Consider the following 14,422-nt stretch of genomic DNA (forward strand, 5'->3'; position numbering starts at 1 on the left):
GCTGTCCACGCGTGTGTTCCGCTAATTGCGGGAACACTAGGTTTGACCGGGGACAGTCTTTCCTTTATTTCATGTAGGAGTGTGAACAAATGAATTTACCAAACAAAATTACCTTATCCAGAATTTTTCTTATCCCGATCTTTATGATCCTTATGAGCGTACCGTTCAATTGGGGAAGTTTGAATATCGGCGAAAACGAGCTGCCTGTATCCCATTTGGCGGGTGCTGTACTGTTCATCATTGCATCCACGACAGACTGGATTGATGGATATATCGCACGGAAATACAATCTCGTAACGAACCTCGGTAAATTTCTCGATCCTTTAGCAGATAAGCTCCTCGTAAGTGCCGCGCTGATTCTGCTTGTCGAAATCGGTCTTGCTCCGGCTTGGATCGTCATTCTTATCATCAGCCGCGAATTTGCAGTTACAGGACTCCGACTTGTGGCGGCGGGAGAAGGAAGCGTGCTTGCTGCAAGTCAGATGGGTAAATTGAAGACATGGATTCAAATCATTGCAATTTCCCTGCTGCTGCTTCACAATTGGCCGTTCTCCTATATCGGTTTTCCGATGGGGCTGATCGCGCTTTATTTAGCATTGATTATTACGATTTATTCCGGCTACGATTATTTCAAAAAGAACTGGCATGTGATGAGGGATTCTAAATGAGAGCGGAAAAGGCGGAAATCATTGCCGTAGGGACTGAGCTTTTGCTTGGTCAAATTGCCAACACCAATGCTCAGTGGATTTCAAAAGAACTAGCTGCACTCGGTCTTCCGGTTTATAGTCACACAGTTGTCGGAGATAATATGGACCGCGTCCGTACATGCTTCAAAGCAGCGGGGGCAAGGTCTGACATCATCATTGTAACGGGCGGACTCGGGCCTACAGAGGATGACTTGACCAGAGACGCCGCTCAGGAAATCTTTGGCCAGGAACTCGTAGAGCATGAGCCCTCCATGGTGAAGATTCTTGCCGTATTCGAGCGGAATGGAAGACCTATGACACTGAATAACCGGAAGCAGTCCCATGTATTCCAACAGGCTGAAGTGCTGACCAACAGTAAAGGGATGGCACCCGGCCAAATTGTGGAGCACGAAGGCACGATATGGGTCTTCCTTCCTGGAGTCCCATCTGAAATGAAGGCGCTGATGGAAGAGGAAGTTCTTCCGAAATTGCGGGAACGCTTCGAATGGAAGTCACAGATCGTGTCAGAAATGATGCGTTTTATAGGAATTGGGGAATCAAGGCTGGAAACGGAACTAAGCGACCTTATATCCACCCAGACGAACCCGACTATCGCTCCTCTCGCAAGCGAAGGGGAGGTCGGGCTGCGATTGACGGCTACCGGCGAAACGGATGCTGAAGCGCTCCAAAGTATTGAAGCCCTGAAGGAAAAAATATTAGAAAGAGTCGGCGGGCACTATTATGGCAGTGACGCTGTTACGATTGAAGAAAAAGTGAAACAACTGCTTGAGAGCAGGAACTACACGATTGGATCTGCGGAAAGCTTTACCGGCGGCATGTTTATGGAGAACCTTGTCGCCCTCCCTGGAGCATCGGCTGTATGCGAGGGAGGTATCGTTTCCTATACTCCGGCAGCGAAGGAACAAGTTCTGCAGGTGCCGAGTTTTATCATCAAAGAATTTGGAACCATCAGTCATGAGTGTGCCGAAGTGATGGCGTTGAATGCACAGGCAATTCTCCGCACGGACATCGGGATCAGTTTTACAGGAGTAGCGGGGCCGGAGGAAAGTGAAGGGAAAGCGCCCGGGACGGTCTACATCGGTCTGCAGATAGGCGAAAGGAAGCCGGAGGTGCATGAGCTTTATTTTCATGGAGCTCGCGAGCAGGTGAGGCACCGGGCAGTCAAGAAAGGCTTCGAGCTGCTTTTCCAAAGGCTGAAATAGCACTTTATGGAAGCGGGTGGGTGCAGTTTATGAAGTTTCGCAGAGGGGAACTCATAAATTGCACCTCTTTTCTTTTTGAAAAAAAGGGAACAAATATTCGCTTTTTAGTTGGCAAATCGAAGAAAACAAGTTATGATAGGGATAGATATTTTGGAAAGGCGGTATAGTATGAGTGATCGTAAACAAGCATTAGATATGGCATTGCGTCAAATAGAAAAGCAGTTCGGTAAAGGTTCCATCATGAAGCTCGGAGAAAGTGCAGAACAGCGGGTGAACACAGTATCCAGTGGCTCTCTGGCTCTTGATGTGGCGTTGGGTGTCGGTGGATACCCGCGAGGTAGAATTATAGAAATATATGGACCGGAATCATCCGGTAAAACGACGGTAGCGCTTCACGCGATTGCCGAGGCACAAAGAAAAGGCGGACAGGCAGCGTTTATCGATGCGGAGCACGCACTCGATCCCGTGTATGCAAGGGCGCTCGGGGTAGATATTGAGGAGTTACTGCTGTCCCAGCCTGACACCGGGGAGCAGGCGCTTGAGATTGCTGAGGCGCTCGTACGAAGCGGTGCGGTGGATATGGTTGTTATCGACTCTGTAGCCGCACTGGTCCCGAAAGCTGAGATTGAAGGAGAAATGGGAGATGCACACGTTGGTCTTCAGGCCCGTTTGATGTCCCAAGCACTGCGTAAGCTTTCCGGAGCTATAAATAAGTCGAAGACTACAGCGATCTTCATTAACCAAATTCGTGAGAAAGTCGGCGTTATGTTCGGTAACCCGGAAACAACACCTGGCGGTCGTGCGCTGAAGTTCTATTCTTCCGTGCGTTTGGAAGTTCGTCGTGCAGAAACGCTGAAACAGGGGAATGAAATGGTCGGTAACAAGACCCGTCTGAAAGTCGTGAAGAACAAGGTGGCTCCGCCTTTCAAACAAGCAGAAGTTGATATTATGTATGGAGAGGGAATATCCAGAGAAGGTGAACTGATCGACATCGGTACAGACCTTGATCTCATTCAAAAGAGCGGATCCTGGTATTCCTATAATGAGGAGCGACTTGGCCAAGGTCGTGAAAATGCCAAACAGTTCCTGAAAGAAAACGTGGAAATTTACGATGAAGTAAAACGTTTGATTCGGGATCATTACGGAATGGATGCGGATGAACCTTCTGTTGAAGCGCCGGAAGCTGACAGTCAGGAAACGCTTGACGTTTAAAAAGCACAAAAAAGCAGTGCAGAAAAGCACTGCTTTTTTATACATAACCTTTACAAAATCTAAAAGAAAACGTGAAAAAGATACTGATAGTTTAAAATATTTCAATATATCAGCACATACGTGATGGGTTTCCTTGACATTCCTTATGCGCAAGCATAAAATGAATGTGTATCATTTTCATCTTTATACCCTTATATTACCTAAACGAAACTGAAAATGAAACGTTTGTATTTGCCGACAAACGGACCAAGTTCATAGCAAGAGGAGGTGAAAAAATGGATTTAATATCCTCGCTCATCTTCATTTTGCTTGCCCTTATCGTCGGTTCTGTTGTTGGTTATCTTATTCGGAAATCGATTGCGGAGGCGAAAATTTCCAGTGCTGAAGCGCTTGCGAAACAGATTGTGGATGAAGGTCACCGCAATGCAGAATCAGCTAAAAAAGAAGCTCTTCTTGAAGCAAAAGAAGAGAATCAGAAATTTCGTCAGGAAGCGGAGAACGAGATCCGCGAACGCCGCATGGAACTGCAGAAAACTGAAAATCGTTTAACTCAGAAAGAAGAGAATCTTGATCGTAAGAGTGAGACGCTTGACCAGCGTGATTTTTCACTCGACAAGAAAGAAGGGACTCTTGCCGAGAGACAACAACAAATTGAAGAAATGGAAAGCAAAGTGAAAGCTATGCTTCAAGAACAGCAAACCGAACTGGAACGTATATCCGGTTTGACATCAGATCAGGCGAAACAGATGATTCTTGAGAAAGTAGAGCAAGAAGTGTCGCATGAGTCCGCACTAATGATCAAGGAAGCGGAGAATAAAGCGAAAGAAGAAGCGGATAAGAAAGCGAAGAACATTCTTTCTTTAGCTCTTCAACGCTGTGCTGCCGATCACGTTGCAGAAACGACGGTTTCTGTGGTCAACCTTCCGAACGATGAGATGAAAGGAAGAATTATCGGTCGGGAAGGACGCAACATTCGTACCCTTGAAACATTGACTGGCATTGACTTGATCATTGATGATACGCCGGAAGCTGTCATTCTCTCTGGTTTTGACCCGATCCGTCGTGAAACGGCGCGGATGGCACTTGAGAAACTCGTACAGGACGGGCGCATTCACCCAGCCCGTATCGAGGAAATGGTGGACAAGTCCCGTCGCGAAGTGGATGACTACATTCGTGAAGTAGGGGAACAGACGACTTTCGAAGTCGGCGTTCACGGCCTGCATCCGGATCTGATCAAGATTCTTGGCCGCTTGAAGTATCGTACAAGTTACGGTCAGAATGTACTCAAACACTCTACAGAGGTTGCTTATTTGTCCGGTCTGCTTGCCGCAGAACTTGGCGAAGACGAAGTGCTTGCCCGTCGTGCAGGATTGCTGCATGATATAGGGAAGGCAATTGACCACGAAGTGGAAGGAAGCCACGTAGAAATCGGTAAAGAACTTGCGATGAAGTATAAAGAGAATGAGACAGTGATCAACGCTGTTGCATCTCACCACGGTGATGAAGAACCGACCTCCGTCATTGCTGTCCTTGTCGCAGCCGCCGATGCTTTATCAGCAGCAAGACCTGGCGCACGTAGTGAAACGCTCGAGAACTATATCAAGCGTCTTGAGAAGCTGGAAGAGATTTCTGAATCCTATGAAGGAGTCGAGAAATCATTTGCAATCCAAGCCGGTAGGGAAGTTCGGATTATGGTTCGCCCTGATGAAATTGATGATCTTGAAGCTACGCGACTGGCCCGTGATATTCGAAACCGAATCGAAGGAGAACTCGATTATCCTGGTCATATCAAAGTAACCGTTATTCGTGAAACACGTTCTGTGGAGTATGCGAAATAAATCTGATGAAGCGGCCGTTTCGGGCCGCTTCATTTGTTTTTAAGAGGTTTCCTGTTCATGGATCAGGGAATGAAGAAGGAATGCTTTAGAAGAAAGAGGTAGGTTCGCACATGAGAATTTTATTTATTGGAGACGTGGTGGGTTCACCGGGAAGAGAAATGGTGGATGAATACCTTCCGAAATTGAAGCAGAAGTTTCAGCCTGCCGTTTCTATTGTTAACGGAGAGAACGCAGCATCTGGGAAAGGCATTACAGAAAAAATTTATCGGAGATTCCTTGAAAAAGGAGCGCAGGCAGTTACGCTGGGGAATCATGCCTGGGACAAGAAAGAGATTTTCGAATTTATTGATGAAGCAGATTACCTTGTCCGACCGGCCAACTTTCCGGAAGGGACTCCCGGTCGTGGATTAACTTTCGTAAAAACACCAAAAGGAGAAGTCGCTGTTATTAACTTACAGGGGCGGACGTTTATGGCTCCCAATGACGATCCATTCCGCAAAGTGGATGAATTGATAGAAGAAGCAAAAAAAAGAACGTCCATCATTTTTTTGGATTTTCATGCGGAAACGACTAGTGAGAAACAAGCGATGGGATGGTACGTCGATGGCAGAATCAGCGTAAGTGTTGGAACCCATACACACGTTCAGACGGCGGATGAACGTATTCTTCCAAAAGGAACCGGGTATATTTCCGATGTTGGAATGACCGGACCTTACGATGGGATATTGGGTATGGATAGAGATGCAGTCATGAAACGATTTCTGACAAACCTTCCTGTACGTTTCGAAGTTCCGAAAAAGGGAAGAGCACAACTGAGCGCCTTTTTGGTGGATGTAGATGAGAAAACGGGAATGTCTACGAAAGTGAAGCGCATTCTTATTAACGATGACCATCCATTCTTTGAATGATTGTTTGAATTTTGCGACAAATTCATTCATAATGAAAAGGTAATATTCTACATCTCCAAGAATATAGTAGTTATGGAACAACTATAGTGATTGAAGGAGGAGCTAGTAATGGAAGTCTTAAAAGTATCAGCTAAATCCGTACCTAATTCAGTAGCAGGGGCCCTTGCCAATGTTGTAAGAGAGCGTGGAACTGCTGAAATCCAGGCCATTGGAGCAGGAGCATTAAATCAGGCTGTCAAGGCGGTTGCGATAGCAAGAGGTTTCGTCGCCCCGAGCGGCATGGACTTGATCTGCATCCCGGCCTTCACTGATATTATGATTGATGAAGAGGAACGTACGGCAATTAAGTTAATTGTCGAACCTCGCTAGTGGTCCCCTGATGCGGTTGGAATCTCTTATCACCTTCGTATCGTAGATAGATTGTTCATATGACTGAATACTTTCGTAGAATGAAAACGTCGCTTCATGAGTAAGAAAGACATACGCCAAACACGGCGTATGTCTTTTTTTTATAAAAAATTCACAGGACGATCCCTGTGTTGACAACCTTTCTATTGTAAACGTAGTCATTTGTATTTTTACAGTGGACAAACAGGGTTGTTTGTTTTTTTGTTCATGATATAATCCTTGTTATAATAGGTTTAATTAAATATTATGTAGTAAGGGAGTGTTCACTGTGAACGGAACGATGAAAGCTATAGTAAAGCATCAACGTGGACGGGGCGCAGTATTAAATGAAGTGCCGATTCCTCAGATAAGCGAAGATGAAGTGCTGATTCGTGTGAAAGCTACCTCTATATGCGGTACCGATGTTCACATTTATAATTGGGACGAATGGTCTGCGAGCAGAGTACATCCGCCATATGTGTTTGGTCATGAATTCTCCGGTGAAATTGTGGAAGTTGGTGGTAAAGTAAGCGGCTTTTCTATCGGGGACTTCGTCAGCGCTGAAACTCATCTCGTCTGTGGGCAGTGTCCGCAGTGTCTGACAGGGAAATTCCACATCTGTAAAAATACAAAAATCATTGGAGTCGATACCCAAGGATGCTTCGCGGAATTTGTAGCGCTGCCTGCAAGCAATCTTTGGAAAAACCCGAAGGAAATGCCTGTAGATATTGCGTCGATTCAAGAACCGATGGGTAATGCGGTACATACGGTTTTGAACGGGGAGGTCGCGGGAAAAACGGTAGCAGTCATCGGCTGCGGGCCGATCGGGTTGATGGCCGTAGGAGTGGCGAAAGCAGCAGGAGCTTCCCAAGTGATTGCGCTTGATCTTAATGGCTACCGACTTGGCCTTGCCGAAAAGATGGGTGCGACGAAGGTCGTTGATTCGGGGAAGGTCGACCCGGTAGAAAAGGTGAAAGAATGGACGGACGGCAATGGTGTAGATGTCGTTTGTGAGATGAGCGGACACCCTGTCGCCATGGATCAGGGATTCAAAATGGTGACAAATGGCGGAAGAGTATCTATTCTGAGTCTCCCAACTAACCGAGTCAGCATTGATATAACAAACGATGTTGTTTTTAAAGGGGTAGAGGTTCAGGGAATTACCGGCAGAAAAATGTACGAAACGTGGCAGCAGGTATCCAGACTGCTTCATTCCGGGCAGGTGGATGTGAAACCGATCATCACCCATCATTTGAAGCTGGAAGAGTTTGAGCAGGGGTTCGACTTGATGAATCAAGGGTTATGTGGAAAAGTGGTACTACACCCATAAAATAGGAGGAGGATGTTCGATGAAAGGTTTTGAATACTTACAGGAAGAATTAGATGCGATGCAGGAACAGGGAACGTTCCGGAGGTTAATTCCGCTAGAGTCTGCTCAAGGATCCAAGGTAACCATCAGGGGTAAGGAAGTCATTCAACTTTCTTCCAATAACTATCTCGGGCTCACTTCCCACCCGAAGATGAAGCGTGCGGCCGATGAGGCGAATGAGAAGTACGGCGTCGGCACTGGTTCTGTCCGTACGATTGCAGGTACACTCGAAATGCACGAGGAATTCGAGAAGAAGCTTGCAGAATTTAAGCACACGGAAGCTGCTTTGGTGTTTCAATCCGGTTTTACGACAAACCAGGGGGTCTTGTCGTCCATCCTCGGGAAGGATGATGTCGTTATCTCCGATGAATTGAACCACGCTTCCATCATAGACGGAATCCGGCTGACGAAAGCAGACCGCAAAATCTACAAGCACGTGGATATGGAATCGTTGGAGGATGCATTGAAACAAAGCAGTAACTACCGCACTCGCCTGGTAGTTACGGACGGCGTCTTTTCGATGGACGGAAACATCGCTCCGCTTCCTGAAATCGTCGAACTTGCCGAGAAATACGATGCGCTTGTCATGGTGGATGACGCCCATGCGAGTGGTGTGCTTGGGGATAATGGAAGAGGAACGGTCAATCATTTCAAATTGGACGGCCGTGTCCACATTCAAGTAGGAACGTTAAGTAAAGCGATTGGTGTCTTGGGCGGATATGTAGCTAGTACGAAAACGCTGCGAGACTACTTGATCCATAAAGGCCGCCCGTTCTTGTTCAGCACGTCTCATCCACCGGCAGTTACGGCGGCTAATGCTGCAGCTATCGATGTTCTTCTTGAAGAACCGGAATTGATTGAGAAACTGTGGAATAACACAGCCTTCTTCAAGCAAGGCTTACAGCAACTCGGGTTTGATACAGGAATCAGTGAAACACCTGTCACACCAGTGATGGTAGGGGATGATGCGTTGACCCACAAGTTCTCTGATGAACTCTTCGGAGAGGGCGTCTTCGCGCAGGGAATTGTTTTTCCTACCGTTCAGAGAGGGAAAGGAAGAATTCGAACGATCGTGACTGCGGAGCATTCGCAGGAAGAGCTTCAGGAGGCGCTTGATGCTTTTGAAAAAGTAGGGAAGAAGCTAGGTATAATTGAATGAGGAAGAGACCACCATGGTAAAACATGGTGGTTTTTTTCTGGGAAAATTACTTAAATCGAAGGATAACGCTTAAATATTATTTGGAAAATTGATATAATGATACAGTGAGCAGGTACGGTTCGAAAGGAGATCATTATGAACGAACAGCAGAAGAAAGAGATGTCGCAGATCAAACCGGCATCCAGCAGTAACCTGGAACGATTGAAACAAAAAACAAGCGAAGACTTCATGAAATATTTCGAAACTACATATCAGCCTCCTAACATGCGTGATGCCCAACGCCGGAAGCGGAAAGATACAGATGTACTCTATGATTTTCATATTCCTGAGGGTATGATGGAAGCGGGTAAAGGCAAGAAATACTTAATTCGTACTTACGGCTGTCAGATGAACGAGCATGATACAGAAGTAATGGCGGGTATCCTTGAAGCGATGGGCTATGAATCTACGGACACCGCAAAAGAAGCAGATATCATCCTCCTTAACACGTGTGCCATTCGGGAGAATGCAGAGAACAAAGTGTTCGGGGAGATCGGTCATTTGAAACCGCTTAAAACAGAAAATCCTAACCTGATTCTAGGTGTGTGCGGCTGTATGTCCCAGGAAGAATCCGTGGTAAATCGCATTCTGAAGAAACATCCTTTTATCGATTTAATCTTCGGGACTCATAATATTCATAAGCTTCCTGAACTTGTCCAGGAAGCTGTGTTTGGCAAAGAAATGGTGATCGACGTTTGGTCCAAAGAGGGAGATATTATTGAAAATCTCCCCCGCTCCCGTAAAGGCAGGATTAAGGCATGGGTGAATATCATGTACGGATGTGATAAATTCTGTACATACTGCATTGTTCCCTATACCCGTGGGAAAGAGAGGAGCAGGCTTCCGGAGGATATCATTCAGGAAGTTCGTCATCTTGCGGCACAAGGGTATAAGGAAATCACTCTCCTTGGTCAGAACGTGAACGCTTATGGGAAAGATCTGGATGGGGGATACGGACTCGGAGACTTGATGGATGAACTCAGGGCGATTGACATTCCGCGTATTAGATTCACTACGTCTCACCCGAGGGATTTTGATGAGCGATTAATTGAAGTCCTTGCTAAAGGCGGAAATATGCTCGATCATATTCACCTGCCCGTACAGTCGGGGAATACCGAAATTCTAAAAATCATGGGTAGAAAGTATTCCAGGGAAGACTACATGGAGCTCGTTCGCAACATACGTGCGGCTATGCCGGATGCGACGCTTACGACCGATATAATTGTCGGCTTTCCAAATGAAACGGAAGAGCAGTTCCGGGATACGCTCTCCCTTGTCGAGGAAGTCGGGTTCGAAGCAGCCTACACGTTCATCTATTCCCCTCGGGAAAATACGCCGGCTGCTAGGATGGAAGACAATGTATCCATGGAAGAGAAGAAAGACAGGCTTCAACGTCTCAACAAGATTGTGAACAAGCAGTCGGCAGAGGCGATGAAGACGTATGAAGGGGAAATTGTCGACGTTCTGATAGAGGGAGAAAGTAAAAATAACCCGGAGGTCCTTGCTGGGTATACGAAACGTAATAAACTTGTCAATGTCCGGGCACCGCGTGAGGTCATTGGACAGATCATTCCTGTGAGAGTCGTCAAGGCCAAAACATGGTCCCTGGACGGAGAAATGATTGCAGAAAAAGTAGAGGTGAAATGAATGGCACAATACACAAGGCAGCAAGTAGTTGACGAAGCAAAAAAATTGGCTAAAATGATGGCTGAAATAGATGAAATTGATCGTTTTAAGCAGCTGGAAGCTAAGTTGAATGAGAACCTTAAAGTACAGGCTCACATTAAAAAGATCAAAGCATTACAGAAGCAGGCCGTCAATTTCCAAGCTTACGGAAAAAGCGAAGCCCTTCAGAAAATAGAAGGAGAAATTGATCGTCTTCAGGATGAACTGGATGCTATTCCGGTGGTGGCGGAGTTTAAAGATTCGCAGACCGTCATCAATGATATTCTCCAAATGGTCTCCAACACCATATCCCGGGAAGTTACGAATGAAGTCATTCGATCCACCGGCGGAGACGTACTGGAAGGCAAAACCGGATCAGCGAACAAAGATAGTCATGGCTGCAGTCATTAATGCATACACTTCCGTCAGAGGGTTTTCCCCTCTGGCGGATTTTTTTCGTACAATTTTATGGGCTAGTGCATAGAATGAATTAAACACGTCCTTAGACCTTTGCCCTGCAAGTAACTATTCGCCCAACCTCTGCATAGAATGGTTGGTAGAATAAGGAGGAGTGAAAACCCTATGTCTTATTTCGAAAGAGATTACCGAGAAATCATCACAAAGGCCGTCATTGGAAAAGGCAAAAAGTTCACAGAATCTACGCACACCATCAGCCCCTCACACCGCCCGACTAGTATTCTCGGATGCTGGGTCATCAATCACATCTACAATGCTAAGAAGAAAGGAGAACATGTAGAAGTAACAGGAAGTTACGATATTAACGTATGGTATTCCTATAACGACAATACAAAAACAGAAGTCGTCACTGAGCGCGTCAGTTACTGTGATTATGTTAAACTATCCGTCAAAGATGACAACTGTATACATGATGACTTTGAGGTAATAGCAAAAGTAGTGCAGCAGCCGAACTGTCTGGAGGCAAACATTTGTCCAAAAGGACAGAAAATCATTGTCGAGGTTGAGCGTGAATTTATCGTCGACGTCATTGGAGAAACGAAGCTTTGTGTGAAGGTTGACCCACACGGCTGTGATAAGAAAGAAGATTACGAGTATGACTTGTCCTCCGATGATTTTTCTGCGATCGAGACGGACTTCCTGCCATCATCATCCAGTTCTCATCATCATGATAAGAAAGATTGAAGAAAGAATTCCTTGCTGTCTCAGCGAGGTTTTCTTTTTAGGACGAAGAAGGGTTGTGTATCCGGCAGCCCTTCTTATTGTATTTTAGGGAACGAACAAGTTTATAGGAGAGGATTGCGCCTTATGCTATAATGAGTGGAGAACAATTACGTACGTTTTGGAGGATTTACCAATGGCACAATACACACCAATGATGCAGCAATATTTGAAGATCAAGGCAGATCAGCAGGATGCTTTTCTGTTTTTTCGTTTAGGAGATTTTTATGAAATGTTCTTTGAGGATGCCATTCAGGCATCGAAGGAACTCGAGATAACGCTTACGAGCAGGGATGGAGGGTCCAGCGACCGGATTCCGATGTGCGGAGTTCCTTATCATTCTGCTGAAAATTACATAAAACAGCTTGTTGAGAAAGGGTACAAGGTGGCCATCTGTGAGCAGGTGGAAGATCCGAAAGCCGCTAAAGGCGTCGTCAAACGGGAAGTCGTTCAATTGATCACTCCCGGGACGGTCATGGAAGGGAGTATGCTGGAAGAGAAGGAAAATAACTATGTAGCTGCTCTAAGTTCATTTGATGACGGATCTTATGTCGTCAGTTACAACGATTTGACGACCGGTGAGAACAGCGCTGCACTCGTTACGGGTGGTTTCGATGCCGCACTAAGTGAGTTATACAACCGTCCCGTTAAAGAAGTGGTCGTAGCTTCCGACTTTGATGCCGCCCACCAGTCTGTACTCTCCGACCGCTTAGGGTATACGGTATCCCATCAGGACGATGCATCGATCAGTCCGCCGTTTCGACAGCTGGTAGAAGGTGTAAGGGAAGAAAAATTAATATTTGGATTCGGACGTCTTTTGAATTATATCCAGCATACCCAGAAGCGGGCGCTGGATCACCTTCAGCCTCTTCAAATCATCGAATTGAAACAATACATGACGCTTGATATGTATTCGAAGCGGAACCTGGAACTTTTGGAAACGATCCGCAAACAAGGGAAAGCAGGAAGCCTCCTTTCCGTGGTGGATAAGACGATTACTTCCATGGGTGCGAGAATGTTAAAGAAGTGGATGGAACGTCCGCTTCTGTCTGCTGACGCCATTGCGGACCGCCATGATCAGGTGGAGGGTTTCCTTGATCAGTTTATTGAGAGAGAAACACTTCGCGACGAATTAACAAACGTGTACGATCTGGAGCGTCTTGCAGGAAGAGTTGCTTATGGGAACGTCAACGCAAGAGATTTGATTCAACTCCGTAACTCCTTGCAGAAAATTCCGGATATTTTATCAACATTGTCCCGTTTTACACACGGTTCCATCCATAGGCTTTATGAAAAGATTGATCCACTTAAAGACCTCCGTCATCTTCTTGAAGAAAGCATCGCAGAAGATCCTCCCATCGCAGTGAAGGAGGGAGGGATCATCCGGTCCGGTTTCCATGAACAGCTGGATGCCTACCGGGATGCTTCCAAAAATGGTAAGCAGTGGATTGCAGAGCTGGAGCAGAGAGAGCGGAAGGAGAGCGGGATCAAGTCGCTTAAGATCGGTTATAACCGGGTGTTCGGGTACTATATTGAAGTGACAAAAGCGAACCTTAAGTTTCTTCCTGAAGGGAAATATGAACGGAAACAGACATTGACAAATGCAGAACGATTCATTACTCCTGAGCTGAAAGAGAAAGAAACAATGATACTTGAAGCCCAGGAGAAGAGTGTGGAACTCGAGTATGAACTGTTCCTCAAAATAAGAGACGAAGTGAAGTTTTACGTCCAGAAGCTTCAGCAACTCGCTGAACAAATCAGCAGAATCGATGTTCTTCAGGGCTTTGCACAGGTAGCTGAATCCTCTCAATACGTACGACCGACATATCGACAAGAACGAATCGTCGACATTAGAGAGGGGCGCCATCCGGTGGTGGAACAGGTGATGAAGGACAGCACCTTTGTTCCGAACGATATTTATATGGACGAAGAAACGGATGTCCTGTTGATCACAGGTCCTAACATGTCCGGTAAAAGTACGTATATGCGTCAGCTTGCTTTAACGGCTATCATGGGCCAGATGGGGTGTTTCGTCCCTTGTTCATCAGCAGTGATGCCGATTTTTGATCAAATATTCACAAGAATCGGTGCGGCGGACGACCTTGTTTCCGGTCATAGTACGTTCATGGTGGAAATGCTGGAAGCGAATCATGCCATCAGTCATGCCACGGAAAACAGCATGATTCTGCTTGATGAAATAGGAAGAGGGACGAGCACCTACGACGGAATGGCTCTTGCTCAGGCAATCGTTGAATATATCCACCATGATATTAAAGCGAAGACGCTGTTTTCTACGCATTATCATGAGCTTACATCACTTGAGAATCCACTGAAGCGGCTGAAGAATGTACACGTTCGTGCAGAGGAATATGAGGGAAATGTTATTTTCCTTCACCAGATAAAAGAAGGACCGGCGGATGAAAGTTATGGTATCCACGTAGCGAAGCTCGCAAACCTACCGGAGCCTTTGATCGGCCGGGCGACAGAACTGCTGCACCAGCTGGAGAACGGCAGTCATACGGAAGAGCCTTCGTCTGTAGAAGCAGCTGCCAGTCTGGAGGAGGAACAACAACTCAGTCTATTTGTTGAGGAGACAAAACAGAAGGAAGAGAAGAAGAAGTCTTCCTCCGTGATAGAAAAACGGCTGAAAGCTCTTGATTTAATGGAAATGACGCCGATGGAGGCCATGAACGAATTATACAGCCTTCAGAAAGAACTGAAGAAGTAAGGGGGACACAG

12 protein-coding genes are annotated in these 14,422 nt (G+C 46.1%); all 12 read left to right on the forward strand.

The window, feature by feature from the left end; translation table 11 throughout:
* The first annotated feature begins 89 nt into the window (after positions 1–89).
* The 12 genes from pgsA to mutS all read left to right on the forward strand — a co-directional run bounded on the left by pgsA (position 90) and on the right by mutS (position 14,411).
* Positions 90–668, forward strand: coding sequence for a CDP-diacylglycerol--glycerol-3-phosphate 3-phosphatidyltransferase (gene pgsA, locus AXG56_RS04745; protein ID WP_062513423.1), 579 nt, complete (start codon positions 90–92; stop codon positions 666–668).
* Positions 665–1,909 carry a competence/damage-inducible protein A gene (locus tag AXG56_RS04750; RefSeq protein ID WP_026577439.1) on the forward strand — a complete coding sequence of 415 codons (1,245 nt, stop codon included), beginning with the start codon at positions 665–667 and terminating at the stop codon, positions 1,907–1,909. The genes pgsA and AXG56_RS04750 overlap by 4 nt, the downstream gene beginning before the upstream one ends.
* Positions 1,910–2,077: 168 nt before the next feature.
* The gene (recA, locus tag AXG56_RS04755; protein ID WP_008640075.1) at positions 2,078–3,121 is read left to right on the forward strand and encodes a recombinase RecA; all 1,044 of its coding nucleotides are present in this window, start codon (positions 2,078–2,080) and stop codon (positions 3,119–3,121) included.
* A 275-nt stretch (positions 3,122–3,396) separates the two neighbouring features.
* On the forward strand, positions 3,397–4,959 hold the full coding sequence (gene rny / locus AXG56_RS04760; RefSeq protein WP_008640080.1) for a ribonuclease Y: 1,563 nt from the start codon (positions 3,397–3,399) through the stop codon (positions 4,957–4,959).
* A 110-nt stretch (positions 4,960–5,069) separates the two neighbouring features.
* Positions 5,070–5,867 (forward strand): TIGR00282 family metallophosphoesterase, encoded by a 798-nt coding sequence (locus AXG56_RS04765; RefSeq protein ID WP_026577438.1) that lies wholly within the window; start codon positions 5,070–5,072, stop codon positions 5,865–5,867.
* Between the two features lie 108 nt (positions 5,868–5,975).
* Positions 5,976–6,236, forward strand: a complete 261-nt coding sequence (locus AXG56_RS04770) for a stage V sporulation protein S (protein ID WP_008640081.1) — start codon at positions 5,976–5,978, stop codon at positions 6,234–6,236.
* 307 nt (positions 6,237–6,543) lie between these two features.
* Complete coding sequence (gene tdh / locus AXG56_RS04775) at positions 6,544–7,584, forward strand: L-threonine 3-dehydrogenase (protein ID WP_008640082.1); 1,041 nt, start codon at positions 6,544–6,546, stop codon at positions 7,582–7,584.
* Positions 7,585–7,603: 19 nt separating this feature from the next.
* Positions 7,604–8,782, forward strand: coding sequence for a glycine C-acetyltransferase (locus AXG56_RS04780; RefSeq protein WP_008640084.1), 1,179 nt, complete (start codon positions 7,604–7,606; stop codon positions 8,780–8,782).
* 135 nt (positions 8,783–8,917) lie between these two features.
* Positions 8,918–10,468 carry a tRNA (N6-isopentenyl adenosine(37)-C2)-methylthiotransferase MiaB gene (gene miaB / locus AXG56_RS04785; RefSeq protein WP_026577436.1) on the forward strand — a complete coding sequence of 517 codons (1,551 nt, stop codon included), beginning with the start codon at positions 8,918–8,920 and terminating at the stop codon, positions 10,466–10,468.
* A complete protein-coding gene (locus AXG56_RS04790; RefSeq protein ID WP_008640089.1) occupies positions 10,469–10,897 on the forward strand; it encodes a RicAFT regulatory complex protein RicA family protein in 429 nt (142 codons plus the stop codon).
* Positions 10,898–11,068: 171 nt separating this feature from the next.
* Positions 11,069–11,647 carry an outer spore coat protein CotE gene (locus AXG56_RS04795; RefSeq protein WP_008640090.1) on the forward strand — a complete coding sequence of 193 codons (579 nt, stop codon included), beginning with the start codon at positions 11,069–11,071 and terminating at the stop codon, positions 11,645–11,647.
* Positions 11,648–11,819: 172 nt separating this feature from the next.
* A complete protein-coding gene (mutS, locus tag AXG56_RS04800) occupies positions 11,820–14,411 on the forward strand; it encodes a DNA mismatch repair protein MutS (RefSeq protein WP_026577435.1) in 2,592 nt (863 codons plus the stop codon).
* Positions 14,412–14,422 lie beyond the last annotated feature (11 nt).

This window comes from Halobacillus sp. KGW1 (assembly GCF_001592845.1).
Classification (GTDB): Bacteria; Bacillota; Bacilli; order Bacillales; family Halobacillaceae; genus Halobacillus.